Below are 18,360 nucleotides of genomic sequence, written 5' to 3' on the forward strand. Positions count from 1 at the left end.
GCCGGTGCAGGCAATGGGTGAGACAGACTATTTTTACAGCCAACCAGCTCATGGTCTCGTTGCGGGGCCGTGCGCCGGTTGTTACTACCTGGTACTACCTGCTGCTTTGCTTCTACTAAACCCGCCGCACGCGGGACAACGTGTGGCGGGGTACAACAACGCGCTTTACGACTGCATGCTTAGTTCGCCACCTGGCCGACGTAGACCGCTTCGAAGCCGCCGCCTTTATAGGCGTTGACCACCAGCGGCACGCCCACCTGCGACTGACGGCCGAAATCCTTTTTGCCGACGAATTGCAATGTGGTCTTGTCCTTCACGAACGGATTGGTCATCTTGAACGACGGCATCTCCTTGCGGAATTGCTCGACGTCGGTCAGCGCCTTCGGATTCTTTTGCAAGACAGCGAGGATCAGCTCCAGTGCGTAGGCCTTGGTGCCGGCTTCGTCATTCCATTCGCCGACGCGTTTCTTGTAGACCTCGACGAATTGCTTCATGTAGTCGGACTGAATTGCCGGCGTCGATGCGCCGCCGACGGAGAGGAAGCCTGCCGCTTTTTCACCGGCGACTTGTTCGAGGATCTTGGCGTCCTGTCCTGTCTCGGTCGACAACTGGCCCTTGAAGCCGAGGTCGCGTGCAGCCTTGATCAGCAACGGCGCATCCGATGGAGCGACACCCGAGAGCACGATGGCGTCAGGTTTGGCGCGTACCAGCTTGGACATGATCGGCATGAAATCGGTGGTGCCCGGCTCGTAGCTTTCCTTGTCGGCCAGCACTTTCAGGCCCAGGCTCTTGGCTGCAGCCACGCCTTCTTCCTGCTGGTTCTTGGCGTCGGACTCGTTACGCGCGACGAAGGAAATGCTCTTCACGCCTTTCTTGTCCATCAGGTATTTGTAGACCACCGGACCGACCTGATACGAAGCCACCATGCCGAGCACCGATGCATTGGCAGGCGCCGTGTACAGCTCCTTGGAGAACGCGTACGGGAAGTTCATCGCCTTGGCGCGTTCCATCACCGGCTTGACGGCGATGGCGGTGGTGTCGATGTTCGGTCCGATGATGTACTTGACGCCGTCGCTGGCGAGTTTTTCGGCGTTGGAGATGGAGATCTTCGGATCGTTCTTGTCGTCGAGGGCGACGATTTCGATTTTGTATTTCTTGCCGCCGATGTCGACGCCGCCTTTGGCGTTGTACATTTCGGCCGTGGTCTCGGCGCAGTATTTGTTGACCAGGCCCCACGACGCAGCGGCGCCCGACATGACGCCGTTGACGCCGATCTTCAGAACGTTGTCGGCGGCGTACGCTGCCGGTACGGCGGCGAACATGGTCAGCGTCAATGCGGCCAGGGTTTTCAAGGACATGCGTTTGTTCATCATTACTCCCGTTTGAAAAATGTAAAACAGAAAAGTCGATTCAAAAATTTTCAGATAAAAGGTCAGCTGCGAATCAAGCAAGGATCACGCCGTGCCGCTTCCGATCTGTATGTGCCGTAGGTGCAGCGGCTCTGGTCAGAACGTGTGACGAATGCCCAGCGCCAGCGCGGTCTGATGCTGATTGGCGTAACCGCCGCCGATGGCGGTCGAGTTGGTGCTGATCAGCGATTCGGTGGCGCCGTCGCCGTTGCTCAGATACGCCAGGTTGGCGATCAGGCTGGTGCGCTTGGACAGGCTGTAGATACCGAGCAGGCGATACACCTTGGTGTTGTTGGAGAGCGTAGTGTTCTTGCGATAAAGCACGTCAGCCGAGCCGGTGAAGGCAGGCGTGAAGGTGTAGTCGACACCGGCTTCCACGGCATAGGCTTTGCGTGCGGTCGGCAGCGATGGGATCGACTGGAACGAGCCTGGGCCGGAGACATCGCTGCGCGCTGCACCCAGGCGCAGTTTGAGTGCGTTGATGGTGTAGCTGGCGCCGAGGGTGGTCAGCTTCATCACGTTGCCGGTGTTGGTGAGGCCGATGGTGGCGTCCTGTTCGCGGTCGAAAGTCAGGCCGATGAAGAACGGTCCTTGCGTGTATTTGGCCGCGATGTTGTACATCTGGCCGGTGCGCAGGCTGCCTGCCGCTTCGCCGAAGCCGTACATCACGCCGCCCTGGAAGCCGCCGACTTCAGGCGACACGTACTTGATGGTGTTGTTATAGATTTCGCTGACCGCGTCGAACTCGGAGAACTTGAAGATCGCTCCGGAGTTGTAGCCGCCCTTGAACACGCTGCCCACCAGCCAGTCATCGTTGAAGTTCCATTGCTTGCCGACGGTCAGCGCACCGGACGAGCTTTCCAGGCCGACCAGCGAATTGCGCGAGAACAGCTGGCCGGTAGCCGACTGAGAACCGTTGGTCGGATTGAAGCCGGCTTGCAGGTTGAACACCGCATTGAGGCCGCCACCGAGATCTTCCTTGCCGCGGAAGCCGACGTTGGACACGCCCAGGATGCTGTTGAGCGCACCGATCTTGTTTTGCGAACCGTTGCCGGCGTTGCTGGTGTAGCCGAAGCCGGTGTCAATGACGCCGGAGACGGTGACGCTCGATTGTGCGCAGGCGACGCCGCTTGCGCCCAGTGTGAGGATGGCTGCTGCCCCGAATTTGACGAAAGTGCTCATGTTTTCCTTCTTCTCTTGATTGATGTTTTCAATAGGTTTTGTCACATCGGCCCGACCCCGATTCCCTGCCGGACCAGCTTTTCACGCGTTGTCACGAGGATTGCTGAGGTACCTGTATTGCGTGCTGCATATCTGCCGCGCCGGCTGATGCCAACTGTCCGGCATCAGCGAGTCTTGTTCAGATGAATACAATTTCAATTAGGATTGTGCACAATCTTGGAATTTGAAATAAGCGAAAAGCGTGCCAGAGCACCCAGAGGATTCTGTTTTGGTGGTGAAAAGCGCCGTGGACAAAGGCTTTCACGGAGAAATGCGAGAGAGGATGTGGGATATTGCTCGCGGGAGAATTTCAACCGGATGCTGTCGGAAGGCTGACAAAAAACATCGTTGTGCACCTTCTTGTCACGATTGTGCACAATTTGGGAGCTGCATCCAGATTATGGTGCGGATGGGCAGGCGGGTTTCGGATGTGGTGCGTATTGTCCTTGTGATGCTTGCTGCGGCGTTATGCAAGGCTGTGCCCAGAGTATGCTGTCTCGTGCAGGCCTGGAGGGAAGCACTTATACTGTGAACATATGTACAAATATTTTCTACGATTTATGCGTCGATTGAGCACAATGGGCAATCTCTCTACCGCCCGCCGGGAGGCGGAATGAGCGAAGCCAAAGCAGAAAAGGCCAGGGAGTTGAGCAACGACGCCGTCGATGCACGTATATATATGGCGATCATCGATGCCATCCTCGATCACAAGCTTCCGCCAGGAACGCGTCTGGTCGAAGCGCCATTGTGCGAGGCCTTTGGCGTCACCCGCGGAACCTTGCGGCGCGTCTTCGTCAAGCTGGCGCATGAGAGGGTCATCGAACTGCAGCCCAACCGCGGCGCTATCATCGCCTTGCATGACATCGGCGAAGCGCGCGAAGTGTTCGAGGCGCGCGTCATTCTGGAGGTCGGTTCGGTCAAGGGGCTGGCCGCCAAGCAAGCTAATAAGAGCAAGGCGTTCGCCGAGCTGCGCGAGATGATCAAGAAAGAGCATGCTCTGCGCGAAGACGGCAACTGGCGCGACTGGATCCGGCTTTCGGGTGAATTTCACATCAAGCTGGCCGAAGTGAATCAGAATGACATCGTCAGCGGCTATCTGCGTACTCTGATCGCACGCACCTCATTGCTGATCGGCCTTTATGAAACGCCCAAGCGCAATAGCTGCTCGGCCGACGAGCACATTGCTATCCTGGATGCGATCGAACAAGGTCAGCCGGCGCTGGCTGCGCGGTTGATGGAACATCATCTGGGCGAATATGCGCTGGGTTTGCTGGCGGAGCCGACGCAGCCGGCGGAAATCGATTTCGGCAAGTTGTTTGCTCCGGTGCGCTGAGCTGCCGGCTGGGTATTTTCCTGACGGCATTTTGTTGTCGTCGCTGCATCAGCAGGAAAGAGGGTTAGCAGATTCTGCTAACCCTTTGTTTTTTCACCGACGTTCTCACAAGTAGGTAGAGGGCGCAGTGCTTGCCTTTGTGCAACAAAACAGTTTTCTCTCCAAATCCATTCCTGACAGCAAGCTTTCATTCTGCTGAACAACTTTCCAATACGTCCAAATGTAGTTTTAAAACTAGTTGCAAGTAGCAAAGCTACTTGTAACATTAGTACACATATTATTTGTCGTCATAGGAAAAGAGTGTTGTAATTCGCATTAAATCTAATGAATCACTGTAGTTGAGGTAAAAAAGTGATGGAAATAAAATTTTTAATGTGTAGAATTAAATAAAATTTTTAGTAAAACTACATAAAATGTAGAGAGGCAAAAAGAAGTACGGACCGTTACATGGCTGTACGGAAACAATGCCCATAAAAAAGAATTCGGGTGCAATGCTCGAAAAATAGTGGAAGTCCCACAAGCAAATTTAGGAGATGAAATGAAAAAAGCTTCAAAAGTCGCATTCATTGCGAAGCCACTCGCTGTTGCAGCCGTTCTGGCATGCGCATCCGCTGCCGTTCAGGCGCAGACAAATGTGACCATCTATGGTCGTATTGATGCTGGTGTTAACTATCAAAGCAACTTCACTCAACGTGATGCCACTGGCGCAGTTGTTTCGCGCGGTAGCAAATGGGGCGTTGACGGCAATGAGTGGGGCACCAGCATGTTCGGCTTCAAAGGCAATGAAGATCTGGGCGGCGGTCTGAAAGCACTGTTTACACTGGAAAGCGGATTTGACGCATCGAACGGACAAGTCAACGGCAACACCGGTTTGTGGACACGTCGTTCTTTCGTAGGCCTGAGCGGTTCTGCGGGTACCCTGAAGATGGGTAAAGACCTGGCGATCCAAAGCGATCCGATCTGGGCGCTGGATCCAACTGGTCAACAAGCGCTGAGTACAGCAACGCTGGTCAAGGAACGCAATTGGCCGCAAACCAACAACATGGTCAGCTATGAGTCGCCAAACTTAGGTGGCTTCACTGCAACTGTGATGCATGGTTTCGGCGAAGCTGCAGGTTCGTTCACCAAGGGTGTGGCGACTGCACCAGGCGTCGTGTCGAACAATGGCAGCCGTGATGGTATTTCGCTGGCCTTCGTGCAACCGAACTATGAACTGCGCGCTATCTATGACGTGCAACGCGACACCAACGGTCAGTACTCGTCATTGTTTGCTTCCTCGAAAGAGCTGACACTCGGCGGCACTGTGACCATCGACAAACTGAAGCTGTTCGCCGGCTATGAAAATCTGCGTGCGAATTCTGTAGCGACAGGTTCACCGGACCGTGCCAACCACTACTGGCTGGGTGCGAACTATCAGATCACGCCTGCTTTGACCTTGATCGGTGCCGCCTATCACGTGAACGTCAATGCTGGCGTCGGTAGCGCCAACCTGTTTGTTCTGGGCGGTAACTACAGCCTGTCCAAACGTACATTGCTGTACGCAACCGTCGGTACGATCCGCAACAGCTCGACTTCGGACTTCTCGGTCGAATACGGTACCAACGGCGGTGCTGTCGGTCAGAACATGAACGCCTTGTACTTCGGCGTCAGCCACTCGTTCTAATCGTTCTCATGTAAGACAAGCCCGGGGTCCCGCGACCCCGGCACCGTCCTCGCGGGCATGATTCTGTCGTTAATAGTCGCGGCAGGGGCATCCTGCGCGGGTCTGCAGCAAACGTGCTGTACTTTAGTCGGGCGGCACACGTAACGCAGAGTAGTCGTAGGTGTAGTGACATCCTGAGGAACTCCCCCTCTTGGCCCGTTCGATGTTGAGCGGGCTTTTTTATGTCCGCCGCATTTTCACCATCGCACCATTCTTATTGCACAGCCGGTCCGGAGTTAGTCGGTAGTTAGCCTGTCACGCAGGGCGTCGAAAGATGCCGTCCATTCGGTGCGCCAGTGGTCGCGCTGGTCGTCGCTGATCCAGGCTGCATCAAGGCCGTTGAGCATGAAGTTGCGCATGTCGTCCACGCCGAAACCGAACTCCGTCATCATCAGCCAGGCGCGTGTCGGCGTCACCAGATGCAGCGTCGGATCGTCGGTGTTGGGATGCACGCGCACGCCGGCGTTGACCATCGCGCGAATCGGGTGATCTTGTGCCCAGCGCTCCGGCGGCAGGGTGCGAAGGTAGTAGGAATTGGTCGGCACCACGGTGAAGATGATGTCTTTAGCGATGCACTCTTGCATGTACGCGGGATTATCAACGATGGTGTAGCCGTGATCGACGCGGTCGACTTTCAGTCGTTCGACTGCCGTTTCCACATTGACCCAGGGCATGCCGAATTCGCCGGCGTGCGCGGTGGTCCTGAAACCGGCGGCCTGCGCATCGCGATAGGCCTGCAGGAACAGTTCCGGCGGACGATCGTTTTCACGATAGTCCATGCCGATGCCGATGACTTCCGGCTGGCGATGTTCGGCCATCCATCGCACCATGGCGACTGCTTCCAAGGGATCCGCTTCGCGGTCGATGCTGGGGATCAGACGCCCGATGACGCCGAAGTCCCGCTGCGCCTCGCGAATCGCCAGCACAATCGCCGCCTGCGCCGAGGCGTAGCTGATGCCGGACACGCGCACCGTACCGGTCGGATTCCAGAAAAATTCGGTATAGAGCACGCCGTGACTGTGCAGGTCTTCCAGATATTCGTAAGTGATGCGATGCAAGTCGGTCGGACTCTGAATCAGATGCGCGTCCAGTGCGCGCAATACGCGCAGCACGCCGACCGGCTTTTCGCCGCGGGTATAGAAGGCATCGATTTCCTCGCGGGAGACGCGATTGCCTGATTTCTCCGATAAGTCGATGAAGGTCTGTCTGCGCACCGCGCCGAACAGATGGCAATGCAATTCCATCTTCGGCATGGCGCGCACGAATTGTTCCAGGCTCAGTGGCGTTGTGTTGTCGCTATGCATGGCGCGCCCCCTCAGTTGCAAAAATCACGGAGAGCTTGGCGATGACGGATGAATCAACTGCTTTCATAAAACCTGAATCCATTCTGTTCTGCTGCTGTTTTTCTGTTTGCGCGTGGCCGGGAGTGAACTACGACAGCGTGCCCAGCAATTCCTGCATCATGCATTCCATGGCGCGCGGGCCGTCGACGGTCATGGCGACTTCGGTATTGGCTTCGGCGCGGCGCGGCACGCGGAATTCGCACACCGTCATGCCGCGTGTCAGGCGGCCTTGCACTTCAATGTCCACCCGTGCCGGCTTGAAGGAAAACAACTCCGGACGGCGCAGATAAATCGCCACTGCCGGATCGTACATCGGCATCGGCACCGAACCGTCGGCGCTGCGAATGCGCAGATAGGCATCGAAATATCCCGCCAGCCATTTGGCACGCGGCGTGCCGAGTGCGCGCACTTGCTGTACTTCGGCGGAGGTCACCAGCAACTGGCGGCACAGGTTCAGGCCGAACATGCGCAAGGGGATGCCGGCATTGAAGACGATGTCGGCCGCTTCCGGATCGGCAAAGATGTTGAATTCTGCAGCGGCGGTGTGATTGCCCTGGTCGGCCGAGCCGCCCATGAGAATGATTTCCCTGATCTGCGCGGCGATGTCCGGCGCGCGCTGCAGAGCGGTGGCGATGTTGGTCATCGGTGCGATGCACATCAGCGTCAGTTCGCCCGGATGTTTGCGTACCGCTTCAATCAGGGCATCGACCGCATGCGGCAGCGGGCTGCGTTGCTCGCGCGCTTCTTGTTCTGCTTCCGACTGGCGGATGTCGACGGTCGGCAAAGCCTCGCCGGTGGTTGCCATGCCCTCATTGCCGAGAATGCATTGCGCGGTTTCCTGTGCGCCTGCCAGCGGGGCGTCGCAGCCTGCGTAGACGGGCACGTCGAGGTGATAGTGCTTCTTGATGCGCAAGGCATTGTCGTATGTCGTCGCCAGCGGTGCGTTGCCGGCGACGACCGAGACGCCCAGCCATTGCACGTCGAGATTGGCCGACAGCATCAGCATCGCGAGCCAGTCGTCGAAGCCGGGATCGGTATCCAGCCAGATTTTTTGCATGTTGTGTTCTTTCTTGCGTGTGCTTTTTACTGCTCTGTTCTTGTTCTGTATTTTTGTTGCTTTAGGCCGGCAAAAACAAGGCGCTGTCAGGCGGCAGATCGAACAAGACCGTGTCTCCTTCGCGCCATGTCGCAAAGCGCGCTTCGGCAAAGCCTTTGACTTCGCCCAGCGGGGTTTGCAGCAGATATTCGACCGAGTCGCCGAGGAAGCCGCGCGACAACACGGTGCCCATGTAGGTGCCGATGCCGACAATCACGCGCTCCGGACGCCAGCCGATGCAGGCGGTGCCGGCCGGCACGGACGCGTTGAACGGCAACTGCTGGCCGTTGCCCTGCAAGTTGCCGTCGCGATAGCCGAAGATGTTTTCAAAGCCCATGAAGTTGGCGACGAAGCGGGTGCGCGGTTGGCGGAACAGGTTTTCCGGCGCATCCATTTGTTCGATCTTGCCGGCGTTCATGACGACGATGCGGTCCGACAGCGCCAGCGCTTCTTCCTGGTCGTGGGTGACGTACAGCATGGTGATGCCGAGTTCGCGCTGAATGCGGCGCAACTCTGCACGCATCTGCACGCGCAGTTTGGCGTCGAGGTTGGACAGCGGCTCGTCCAGCAACAGCAGTTTGGGTTCGATGACGATGGCGCGCGCCAGTGCGACGCGCTGCTGCTGGCCGCCCGACATCTGCGCCGGAAGACGGGATTCGAAACCGGCCAGGCCGACGGCGGCGATGACCTTTTCCACTTTCGCGCGCAGCGTCTTGTCGTCGACCTTGCGCAGGCGCAGGCCGAAGGCGACGTTGTCGAACACGTTCAGATGCGGGAACAAGGCATATGACTGGAACACCATGCCGATATTGCGTTTGTTGGGCGGCAGGCGGCCGATGTCGCGGCCGTCCAGCGTGATGCTGCCGGCGCGCAGGTCGATCAGGCCGGCGATGGCGCGCATGGTGGTGGTCTTGCCGCAACCGCTCGGGCCGAGCAGAGAAATCAGTTCGCCCTGTTCGACCGACAGGTCCAGATTTTCTACGGCGGCATTGCTTTTGCCGTAACCCAGCGCCAGTTGGCGCAGTTCAAGATAACTCATCGTGCTCTCGCGTCTCACATGTATTTTGAAATTCCCAGCACCTTCTCGGTCACCAGCACAAAGGCCATGGTGAACAAGACCAGCAAGGTCGACAGGGCGGCGATCGAAGGATCGAAACTGTTTTCCATATGGCCTAGCATCTCGATCGGCAAAGTGCTGATGCCGGGGCCGGTCAGGAACAGCGACACGGGTACCTGGTTGAACGAAGTGACGAAGGCCAGGAAGAAGGCGGCAATGACGGCGCTGCGGATATTCGGCAGCACGATCAGGAAAAAGGTCTGTGCGCGCGAGGCGCCCAGCGTGATCGCGGCTTCTTCGATATCGACGCGCAGGTTGACCAGGCTGGCGTACACCACCCGCACTGCATAGGGTGTGAGCAAACCGATATGGCCGACCAGCAAGCCGAGGAACACCGGCGCATCCACCAGCAGCACGAAATGGCGCAGCAGACCCAGACCCACCAGCATCGCCGGAACGATCAGCGGCGAGGTCAGAATTTGTTTGATCGCACCCATGCCCGGCGGCGGCATGCGCGACATGGCGTAGGCCACCGGCACGCCGAGCAGCAAGGCAATCACGGTCGCCAGCAAGCCGATTTCAAGGCTGGTCTGGAAGGCGCGCTGGAATTCCTCCGCCGCCAGCACTTCAAAGATCCAGCGCAGCGAATACGATGTCGGCGGAAACGCCAGTGTTTCACCGGCGCTGAAGCCGGCCAGAAAGACGATGATGAACGGTCCCAGCAGGAACAGGAAAACCAGCCACAGGATGGCGCGGGAAAATAAACCTTCTTTCATGTGGAGCTCCGGCTGGAAGAGATGCGTTTCAATCCGGCGTTGACGGCGAGCGTCATGGCAACCAGGATGACCGCGATCACATTGGCGGTGCCGAAATCGCTTTCGACGCTGACTTTTTGATACAGCAGGGTTTCCAGCATCAACACCTTGGGGCCGCCCAGCAGTGCCGGCGTGACATAAGCGGTGACGCAACCGGTGAACACCAGCGTGCCGCCGACGATCAGGCCTTCCTGCGTCAAGGGCAGCGTGACGCGGGTGAATACCTGCCAGGTATTGGCGCCGAGCGTGGACGCCGCCAGCGTGATGTCGCGCGAGAGATTTTCCATCGAGCTGACCAGCGACATCAGCATCAGCGGCAGCAGCAATTGCAGCAGGCCGACGAACACCGCCATTTCACTGAACAGCAGGCGTTGCGGCTCATCGGCCAGGCCCAGGTGCAACAGGATGGAATTGATGGCGCCGTTACGGCCGAACAGCACGATCCAGGCATAGGTACGCGCAATCGGCGACACCATCAGCGGCAGGATCATCATGCCCAGCACCAGGCCGCGATAGCGTGGCGACACGCGCACGATGGCTTGTGCCGCCGGATAGGACAGCAGGGCAGAGAACAGCGTCACCAGAGCAGCAATGCGCAAGGTGCGCATGAAGACCTGGCGATTGAGCGGTTCAGAGAAGAAGGCGACGAAACGATCCACGCCCCAGTGCAATGCTGCTCCATCGACGCTATCGGGACCGCCGACGCGGAAGGCGTCCAGCAACAAGGCCAGCACCGGCAGCAGGAAGCAGACTACCGTGAAGATCAGTGCCGGCGTCACCAGCAGGATGCCTAAGCGTTTTTTATCATGTGCAACCATGTGTTGCGACTCCGTTTTCTTGCTATTTGCTACTTGTTTGCTGCGTCAGATGCGCAAGCCCGGGATGGCGTGGCCGCGATCCCGGGCGTTGCTTGAAGCTTCAGGGCATCGGCTTATTTGCAGCCTACTTGCTAATTCCCTTGTTCCACTGTTCAAGCCAGGCGGAGCGGTGCTTGAGCAAAGTTTCCGGCTTGACGAACTTGAGCGAGGCAATGTGTTCGCCGCCGTACGTGTTGAACTCGGCCTTGTCTTTCGGCAGCACCACCTGGGTGTTCACGGGCGAGTCGACCAGATCCATAGCCAGTGCGGTCTGCACCTCTTTCGACAGCCAGAAGTCGATCAGCTGGTAAGCCAGGTCGGCGTTTTTGGATTTGTTGACGATGCCCATCACGTTCATGCCGGCGGCCTGGCCTTCGGCCGGGATACTCCATTTCAGCGGCATGCCGGTCTTCATCAGTTGCGCCCAGGTGAAGCGCGCCACCGGAGCAGCCCAGATTTCATCCTGCGCGAACAGTGAAGACAACTGCGCGCTGTTCTTGGAGAAGGTCACCACGTTGTTCTTGATGGCCAGGATCTTTTGCATGCCGGTGCTGAAGTTTTCCGTCTTGCCGCCCCAGGCGATATCTGCCATTTGCAGCGCCAGCGGACCTTGCGTGGTGCTGACGTCGGGCAGCGCAATGCGGCCCTTCATGTCGTCGCGCCACAGATCTTTCCACGAGGTCAGCGACTTGATCTTGTCGGTGCGATACACCAGACCGACCGAGTAAATGGTGTAGCCGACGGCGTAGTTGCCGCCGATGGGATTGCGCGCGAACGGATAGATCTGGCTGTAGTTCTTGAGCTTGCTGTAGTCGAGCGGCTGGATCAGCCCCTTGCGCGACGCTTCCAGCATGCCGAAGTCCGACAACAGCACCAGATCGACCACCGGATTGTCGCGGCGCGCATCCAGCTTGGCGATACGGTCGGCGTTGTTGCCGGTTTCGACCACGATTTCACAGCCGCATTTTTCCTTGAACGGCGCATACACGTACTTGTTGAACAGCGGCTGTGCGATCGGGTAGGCGGACAATACCAACGTACGTTTCTCGGCATGGGCTGGGGAGACTGCCAGGGTGAGCAGGCCCGTACCGAGCAGGGCAAGCATGCCCGCCAAACTTGCTTTTTTCAAAATAGATTTCCTTTAGACATAATCAGATGCGATGCCTATTTTAGGCCTGTCCATGGGAAGACAGGCCCGGGTCTTACTTAAAATACGTGACGCATGCCCAGCATCAGGACGCCCTGATGCTTGTCGCTCGACGATGGGAAGCCGAAGATGGTGGCGTTCTTGGCGTCGCCTGCAGCGATCTGGTAACTGTAGGTGATGGCTACGTCAGTGCGCTTGGACAGGAAGTAATCCGCCTGGAAGTTGACCTGATGCCACTTCGGATTGGTGTTGATGGTGTCGTACTTGCCGACGGTGTAGAAGTAGGACGCGCCCAGGTTCAGCGCCGGCGTCATGTGGTGCACCAGGTTCAGGTCCAGGTTCTGCAGCGTCAGCTTGGTGTTGTCCAGGTAGTCGTATTTGACGTTGCTGTACATCAGGCCGAAGTCGGTATTGCCCACGGTGTAAAAGCCGCCGGTGCCGAGGATACGTTGCTTTTGCACGCCGACGGTGCTGTGGACGGCGCTCTTGTTGAAGATCAGCAGCGAACTGGCGTAGTCGTTGGACATCGCGCCGTCAGGGCTCTGGGCGCTGTTGGGCGTATCCATCTGGGTGTAGGCCACGGCCCACTTGAAGCGCTCGCTCTTGTAGCCGGAACCGATGCTCATGACGCGGTTGATGCTGCTATCGCCCGCAACTTCGCCGAAGCCGTACAGCGCGGTGACGTTGAAGTTGTTGAAGGTCGGGCTGATGTACTTGACCGAATTTTGTGCGCGCAGGTTGTTGTAGCCGTTGTCGTTGTCGCCGATATGCACACCGTTACTGGCGATCACCACCGGGCCGAGATAGTCTTTGACGGCTTCGTACTGGCGGCCTACGGTCAGCGTACCCATGCTGTTGCTGCTGAGGCCGACGTAGGACAGGCGTCCGAACAGACGGCCGTTCTGAGAGGCGGTGCCGTTCATCATGTTGAAGCCGTTTTCCAGATTGAAGATCGCCTTCGATCCGCCGCCGAGGTCTTCCTGGCCGCGGAAACCGATGCGTGGATTCTGGTTGGTGCCGCTCAGGGCTTCCAGATTGTGCGGGCCGCCCTGATTGCTCAGATAGCCGACGCCGCCGGAGATCAAACCATAAATTTCCACCTTGCTCTGCGCCTGTGCCTGAGCACCTGCCAGCAACGCTGGAATTGCCACCGTGCCGATCATCCATTGCTTCATCATCACCATCCCCCCGGAAATCGGGCGCAGAGCCCGAGAAAATAAAAGATACGTTTTAGGCGTTATGCCACCGGGATGCAGAATATGATAATTAGATAAATAATATAATTTGTTTATTTTTATAATTTCATAAATTTAACTTATAACCATTCTGTGCGTATCCCTGATGTAACGCGCACGGGGCGGGCGAAAGCGGGCCATTGCCATGATCAAGCTCAATAACAAGGTTACCTTGCGCCATCTGCAGGCGCTGGCGACGTTGGCTTCTACCAACAGTTTCAGCAAGGCGGCGGAAGAACTGTCTGTGACGCAGCCGGCGCTCAGCGCCTCCATCAAGCAGCTGGAAAACCAGCTAGGCACCAAGCTGTTCGACCGCACCACGCACCAGATCGGTCTGACCGCGCAGGGCGCGGTGGTGCTGGAATACGCCAAACACCTGCTCAATACTGCCGCCAATACCTTCAACGATATCCAGCACGTGATCGGAACCGGGCGCCATCGCATCCGTATCGGCGCGATTCCATCCGCTGTCACGCTGACCGCGGCCGTGATCGCGCGCTACAACGCTGCTCATGACGAGCATGTGGAAATCATGTTGTCGGACATGCCCAACGATGCGCTGCTGGCGGCCTTGCACACCGGTAAGCTGGATTTTTGCGTCGGCATCAAGCCGCCCGATCCGGATGCCGCGTCGCTCGATACCGTCACGCTGTTCGAGGACGAACTGGTGCTGATCGTGTCGCGTGAGCATGCGCTGGCCGGCTCCAAGGAAGTGCACTGGCGGCAGATGGCGGGCGAGGAGATTGTGTTATTTACTCAGGGCAGCGTGTGGGAGTTCGCCTCGGCGGCTTTGCTGCAGCATGGCTTGTCGTCATCCAAGCGCTATCAGGTGGTGCACAGCGAGTCGCTGTACGGCGTGGTGCGCTCGGGCATCGCCATCGGCATCATGCCGAGCCTGTATACCAGCTATCTGCGCGACGATACGCTGCACGTCGCGCCGCTGCGCTTTCCTACGCTCAAGCGCAAGATCGTGCTGATGCGGCGTAATGAAGTGAGTCGCAGCGAATGGACCGATCACTGCTTCCGCGAGTTGCGCGACGACCTCAAGCAGGCCAATCATTGGTTCTGAGGGGCTGATGCCGTTTGATTAAATTTATTACCGTCTTTCATAATTCACCGTCGTCCCAGCGAACGCTGGGACCCAGTGGCGTGACAACCGTTGATACGACACTGGGTCCTGACTTTCGTCAGGACGACGGCGAAACAATCTTTTGCATCAAGCTGGCAAGGTGCAAAGAAAAACCGGCAAGACCCAAAGGTCTTGCCGGTTGTCTTTTATGCAGAAGGCTTATTGTTTCGTCTGCCTTCCTTGTCTCCGCCGATGAAACGATGCGCCCGCTTACTTGGTATGCGAGATCAGATTGGGTTTGCCGCCTTCTTCGCCATGGCGATCGGCAGAGTGGTCATCCGCCGCCGACACCTTGTCGCCGATCACGTCATGCGTCGAGGCGATGTGCGCCAGGATGCCGCGCTTGGCCTGGCGCTGCAGTTCGGCGAACGGGCTGGAACGGTTCAGCGACACGCCGACCGCCAGCACATCGACCAGCAGCAGCAGCAGGATGCGCGACACCATCGGAATGTGCATGGTGCTGCCTTCATCGTGCTCGACCGCCAAGGTGAAGTCGGCGCGCTTGGCCAGTTGCGAATTGCTCGGCGCCAGCGCGATGATAGTCGCGCCGGAGTTGACCGCGACCTCGACCGTGGTGGCCAGATGGCGCAGGCGGCCTGAGTTGGAGATGATCACGGCGACGTCGGTATTCTTCAGCAGCGATGCCGACACTTCCTGCAATTGCGGGTCGGTATAAGCGGTCGATGGAATGCCGAGACGGAAGAACTTTTGTTGCGCGTCTTCGGCCACCAGGCCGCAGCTGCCGAAGCCGTAGAACTCCACGCGGGTGGCGTGGCTCAGCACTTCGATGACCTTGCTCAGCGTGTCCGCATTGAGGCTGTCGCGCACTTCCATCATGGCGGCGATGGTGTTGTCGACCACCTTGACGCCGACGTCCAGCGGCGAGTCGCCGACATGCACCTGGCTGTGTGCGACCGGCACGGTGCCGGTGACGCCCGAGGCGAGTTTCAGCTTGAAGTCGGCCAGGCCCTGGCAACCCATCGTGCGGCAGAAGCGGATCACGGTCGGCTGGCTGACGTTGGCGCGGCGGGCGATTTCCGAGATCGGTTCGCTCATGACGGCGCGCGGATGCGCCAGGATCAGGCTGGCGACGCGTTCCTCAGCCGGCGAGAATTGCGAGCGCGCCTTGCGGATGCGTTCCAGGAAAGGCACGGCATTGCCGCCGCCCAGACGTTCCGCCAGGATTGCGGCGACGCCGACGAAAGCCGGGTAGGGCGCGGTAATGACGTAAGTCGGGATCTTTTGCATATAGGCGTCGAAACGCCCTTTGCTCTCGAAGCGCGCACGGAAAGCCGAGTTCGCGAAATAATCACCCAGATGCGGCACCACGCCGCCGCCGATATAAATCCCGCCCAGCGTACCCAGCGTGACGGCGACGTTGGACGCCAGCGTGCCGAGCATGCCGCAGAAGCAGTCGACCACTTCCAGGCACAGCGCGTCTTTCTGGTTCAGCGCGCGGTCAACGATCTGCGGCGCCGCCAGTTCTTCGGCGTTTTTGATCTTGTTGATCTCGCACAAGGCGCTGTAAATCATTTCCAGGCCGGGGCCGGAGATCAGGCGTTCGGCCGAGACGTGTTTATAAGTGCGCCAGCAATATTGCAGGATCGCCGCTTCTTTTTCATCGGCCGGCGAGAACGAGACGTGACCGCCTTCGCTGCCCAGCGCAATCCAACGGCCCTCGCTCGGGATCAGACCGCCCACGCCGAGGCCGGTGCCGGCGCCGACCAGGCCGATCACGCCGCCTTCCAGTCCTTGGCCGCCGCCGATCTGTATGCAGTGCGACTGTTCCAGATGCGGCAAGGCCATCGACAGCGCGGTGAAGTCATTGACCACCAGCAGCGTATCGAGACCGAGCAGCTTGCGCGTCTCTTCAATCGAAAACGCCCAGTGGTGATTGGTCATCTTGATCTGGTCGCCCTGCACCGGATTGGCGATGGCGATGGCTGCGTGGTGAATCGCGGGATGATCGTTGGTCGCCAGATAGGCTTTGACGGCCTGCGAAAACTCCGGGTAATCGGCGCAACGCAGTGTCTGGATGGTGTCTATCTGCCCGGGCGCGCGTTCCAGCGCAAAGCGGGCATTGGTGCCGCCGATATCAGCCAACAAGCGCGGACCATCCATGAAGGTGTTCGACGAATTGTAACTGCCATGTATGAGCGATGCTGAAGACATGTAGTAAAACTTTCCGAATAAAAACGGTTATGCGTTATCGGTGATTCTGAACGGTTGCAGATCGCAGTGGCGTATAGTAGCTCGCTTTGCGCAAATCCGTTTTGGTAAGGCTGCAACGCCTGATCATGCCGGCGTGACTGCTTTACCCGTTCGATCACCGGTCTTCTGGCCAGTGCGCGCCGGCGCGCGACATCATTGCCGACGATGCACTGGGTCCCCAACTTCCAGCCAAATACGATTTCGGTGCGGCCGAGGTGCTCTGCCAGTGATTGAGCAGCGGCTCCACCCAGCGCCAGGCGGCCTCTTGCTCGTCACGCCGCACAAACAGCGACAGATTTCCCCGGATCACATCCAGCAGCAGACGCTCATAGGCATCGGCTCGCTTTTGCTTGAACGCCTGGTCAAAGGCCAGATCCAGCGCCACCGGCTGGATCGCCATGCCGTCGCCGGGTTCTTTGGCAAAGCAATGCAACTGTATCGATTCTTCCGGCTGCAAGCGGATCACCAGGCGGTTGCTGGTCGGGATGCCGCTCGGCATCGGCAGGATCGCGTGCGGAATCGGACGGAAGGTAATCACGATTTCCGCGGTGCGTTCCGCCAGGCGCTTGCCGGTACGCAAGAAAAACGGCACGCCGGCCCAGCGCCAGTTGTTGATTTCAGCGTGCAGGGCGATAAAGCTTTCCGTCTTGGATTGCTTCGGGATGCCTGCTTCCTGGTGGTAGCCGACGACCGGCTGGCCGCGCACTGCACCAGCGGCGTACTGGCCGCGCACGGCGTGTGATTCCAGGTCGTCGCGGCTGAACGGTTTCAGGGCGCGCAGCACGCGAACTTTTTCATCCCGTATAGCGTTGGCATCAAGCGAGGTCGGAGGTTCCATCGCGACCATGCATAACAGCTGCAGCAAATGGTTCTGCACCATGTCGCGCAGGGCGCCGGTGCCGTCGTAGAACTCGCCGCGGCCTTCCACGCCGAGCTGCTCGGCGATGGTCAGTTGCACGTGTTCAATCGACTCGCGCCGCCACAGCGGTTCGAACAGGCTGTTGGCAAAGCGCAGCGCCAGCAGGTTCTGGACCGACTCCTTGCCTAAATAGTGATCGATACGATAAATCTGGTCTTCCGCGAAGACACGCGCCACGGCGTCGTTGATCGCGCGTGAGGATTGCAGATCGTGGCCCAGCGGCTTTTCCAGCACGACGCGGGCGTTGCCGAGAGAGATGCTGCTGGCCGCCAGATGATTGCAGATCGGCTCAAACAGCTTGGGCGAAGTCGCCAGATAAAACACCGTGACGGCGTCGCTATTCAGTTGCTGTCCCAGCAGGGCGTAGTCGGCGGCGTTGGTGGCGTCCAGCACGACGTAGGTGATCCGTTCAAGAAAACTTTGCCATTTTTTTGCGTTCTCACCGGCAACACCTTCGCTGACATGGGCGCCGGCCTGGGTGTGCGCCCAGTCAAGATAGGCGTCCTGACTCAGTTGCTGATTGGAAACGCAAATGATGCGACCGTGTTGATGCAATTTACCGTCAAGATGCGCGGAGAACAGCGCCGGAATAATCTTGCGCATTGCCAGATCGCCTGTCGCTCCAAACAGGACGAAATTGAACAAAGTCTCTTCTTCTTGAATGACGTGCATGTAATTTCTATGTAATTAAACAAAACTTATATTGCAATGTTACTGTAGCATTACTACAATTACAAGCGAGCGACGGGAGTTCGCCCTAATAATTAAATTTTATTGAGGCAGTTTTTGTAGTTTAAGTAAAGTGAACCGGCAAAGAGTGTCAGCAAGGCACCGCCAACCAGTAGCAAGTTCTCTCCCCCGGGAACGCTGACCTTGCCGCGATGCA

At 58.1% G+C, this 18,360-nt stretch carries 14 protein-coding genes; 3 read left to right on the top strand and 11 right to left on the bottom strand.

The features are described 5' to 3' along the window. Positions 1-179: 179 nt before the first annotated feature. Together AC1RN6_RS22405 and AC1RN6_RS22410 are read right to left on the bottom strand one after the other, a co-directional pair. Entirely contained in the window at positions 180-1,358 is a 1,179-nt protein-coding gene (locus AC1RN6_RS22405; protein ID WP_493007676.1) for an ABC transporter substrate-binding protein, read from the bottom strand. Between the two features lie 147 nt (positions 1,359-1,505). Next, positions 1,506-2,591, bottom strand: a complete 1,086-nt coding sequence (locus AC1RN6_RS22410; RefSeq protein ID WP_493007677.1) for a porin — start codon at positions 2,589-2,591, stop codon at positions 1,506-1,508. Positions 2,592-3,243: 652 nt separating this feature from the next. On the opposite strand from AC1RN6_RS22410, the gene AC1RN6_RS22415 reads away from it, so the two are divergent. Together AC1RN6_RS22415 and AC1RN6_RS22420 are read left to right on the top strand one after the other, a co-directional pair. Continuing rightward, positions 3,244-3,963: a GntR family transcriptional regulator gene (locus AC1RN6_RS22415; RefSeq protein WP_493007678.1), complete on the top strand. Its 720-nt coding sequence runs from the start codon at positions 3,244-3,246 to the stop codon at positions 3,961-3,963. 538 nt (positions 3,964-4,501) lie between these two features. Further along, positions 4,502-5,626: a porin gene (locus AC1RN6_RS22420; RefSeq protein WP_493007679.1), complete on the top strand. Its 1,125-nt coding sequence runs from the start codon at positions 4,502-4,504 to the stop codon at positions 5,624-5,626. Between the two features lie 275 nt (positions 5,627-5,901). On the opposite strand, the gene AC1RN6_RS22425 is transcribed toward AC1RN6_RS22420, so the two are convergent. From AC1RN6_RS22425 to AC1RN6_RS22455, 7 genes are all read right to left on the bottom strand, one after another. Next, positions 5,902-6,969, bottom strand: a complete 1,068-nt coding sequence (locus AC1RN6_RS22425) for an adenosine deaminase family protein (RefSeq protein WP_493007680.1) — start codon at positions 6,967-6,969, stop codon at positions 5,902-5,904. Positions 6,970-7,096: 127 nt separating this feature from the next. Next, on the bottom strand, positions 7,097-8,065 hold the full coding sequence (locus AC1RN6_RS22430) for a nucleoside hydrolase (RefSeq protein ID WP_493007681.1): 969 nt from the start codon (positions 8,063-8,065) through the stop codon (positions 7,097-7,099). A 61-nt stretch (positions 8,066-8,126) separates the two neighbouring features. Continuing rightward, the gene (locus AC1RN6_RS22435) at positions 8,127-9,143 is read right to left on the bottom strand and encodes an ABC transporter ATP-binding protein (protein ID WP_493007682.1); all 1,017 of its coding nucleotides are present in this window, start codon (positions 9,141-9,143) and stop codon (positions 8,127-8,129) included. 14 nt (positions 9,144-9,157) lie between these two features. Beyond that, on the bottom strand, positions 9,158-9,937 hold the full coding sequence (locus tag AC1RN6_RS22440) for an ABC transporter permease (protein ID WP_493007683.1): 780 nt from the start codon (positions 9,935-9,937) through the stop codon (positions 9,158-9,160). Next, positions 9,934-10,794 carry an ABC transporter permease gene (locus tag AC1RN6_RS22445; protein WP_493007684.1) on the bottom strand — a complete coding sequence of 287 codons (861 nt, stop codon included), beginning with the start codon at positions 10,792-10,794 and terminating at the stop codon, positions 9,934-9,936. The genes AC1RN6_RS22440 and AC1RN6_RS22445 overlap by 4 nt, the downstream gene beginning before the upstream one ends. 124 nt (positions 10,795-10,918) lie before the next feature. Continuing rightward, positions 10,919-11,938, bottom strand: coding sequence for an ABC transporter substrate-binding protein (locus tag AC1RN6_RS22450; protein ID WP_493007836.1), 1,020 nt, complete (start codon positions 11,936-11,938; stop codon positions 10,919-10,921). A 101-nt stretch (positions 11,939-12,039) separates the two neighbouring features. Continuing rightward, entirely contained in the window at positions 12,040-13,143 is a 1,104-nt protein-coding gene (locus AC1RN6_RS22455) for a porin (RefSeq protein ID WP_493007837.1), read from the bottom strand. A 217-nt stretch (positions 13,144-13,360) separates the two neighbouring features. Here AC1RN6_RS22455 and AC1RN6_RS22460 point away from each other — a divergent pair, with 217 nt between their 5' ends. Further along, positions 13,361-14,284, top strand: coding sequence for a LysR family transcriptional regulator (locus AC1RN6_RS22460; protein WP_493007685.1), 924 nt, complete (start codon positions 13,361-13,363; stop codon positions 14,282-14,284). 270 nt (positions 14,285-14,554) lie between these two features. Here AC1RN6_RS22460 and AC1RN6_RS22465 read toward each other — a convergent pair whose 3' ends face one another. Beyond that, the gene (locus AC1RN6_RS22465) at positions 14,555-16,516 is read right to left on the bottom strand and encodes a glucokinase (RefSeq protein WP_493007686.1); all 1,962 of its coding nucleotides are present in this window, start codon (positions 16,514-16,516) and stop codon (positions 14,555-14,557) included. Positions 16,517-16,670: 154 nt separating this feature from the next. Further along, positions 16,671-18,146, bottom strand: a complete 1,476-nt coding sequence (gene zwf / locus AC1RN6_RS22470) for a glucose-6-phosphate dehydrogenase (protein ID WP_493007687.1) — start codon at positions 18,144-18,146, stop codon at positions 16,671-16,673. Between the last annotated feature and the right edge of the window lie 214 nt (positions 18,147-18,360).

The organism is Herbaspirillum sp. GW822-FHT03A08, assembly GCF_058801885.1.

What these genes read in the sequence shown, in the direction of transcription:
- AC1RN6_RS22410 (WP_493007677.1), bottom strand. Translation starts at nt 2,591, where the DNA reads ATGAGCACTTTCGTCAAATTCGGGGCAGCAGCCATCCTCACACTGGGC.
- AC1RN6_RS22445 (WP_493007684.1), bottom strand. Translation starts at nt 10,794, where the DNA reads ATGGTTGCACATGATAAAAAACGCTTAGGCATCCTGCTGGTGACGCCG.
- AC1RN6_RS22460 (WP_493007685.1), top strand. Translation starts at nt 13,361, where the DNA reads ATGATCAAGCTCAATAACAAGGTTACCTTGCGCCATCTGCAGGCGCTG.
- AC1RN6_RS22420 (WP_493007679.1), top strand. Translation starts at nt 4,502, where the DNA reads ATGAAAAAAGCTTCAAAAGTCGCATTCATTGCGAAGCCACTCGCTGTT.
- AC1RN6_RS22405 (WP_493007676.1), bottom strand. Translation starts at nt 1,358, where the DNA reads ATGTCCTTGAAAACCCTGGCCGCATTGACGCTGACCATGTTCGCCGCC.
- AC1RN6_RS22415 (WP_493007678.1), top strand. Translation starts at nt 3,244, where the DNA reads ATGAGCGAAGCCAAAGCAGAAAAGGCCAGGGAGTTGAGCAACGACGCC.
- AC1RN6_RS22465 (WP_493007686.1), bottom strand. Translation starts at nt 16,516, where the DNA reads ATGTCTTCAGCATCGCTCATACATGGCAGTTACAATTCGTCGAACACC.
- AC1RN6_RS22425 (WP_493007680.1), bottom strand. Translation starts at nt 6,969, where the DNA reads ATGCATAGCGACAACACAACGCCACTGAGCCTGGAACAATTCGTGCGC.
- zwf (WP_493007687.1), bottom strand. Translation starts at nt 18,146, where the DNA reads ATGCACGTCATTCAAGAAGAAGAGACTTTGTTCAATTTCGTCCTGTTT.
- AC1RN6_RS22430 (WP_493007681.1), bottom strand. Translation starts at nt 8,065, where the DNA reads ATGCAAAAAATCTGGCTGGATACCGATCCCGGCTTCGACGACTGGCTC.
- AC1RN6_RS22455 (WP_493007837.1), bottom strand. Translation starts at nt 13,143, where the DNA reads ATGATCGGCACGGTGGCAATTCCAGCGTTGCTGGCAGGTGCTCAGGCA.
- AC1RN6_RS22435 (WP_493007682.1), bottom strand. Translation starts at nt 9,143, where the DNA reads ATGAGTTATCTTGAACTGCGCCAACTGGCGCTGGGTTACGGCAAAAGC.
- AC1RN6_RS22440 (WP_493007683.1), bottom strand. Translation starts at nt 9,937, where the DNA reads ATGAAAGAAGGTTTATTTTCCCGCGCCATCCTGTGGCTGGTTTTCCTG.
- AC1RN6_RS22450 (WP_493007836.1), bottom strand. Translation starts at nt 11,938, where the DNA reads ATGCTTGCCCTGCTCGGTACGGGCCTGCTCACCCTGGCAGTCTCCCCA.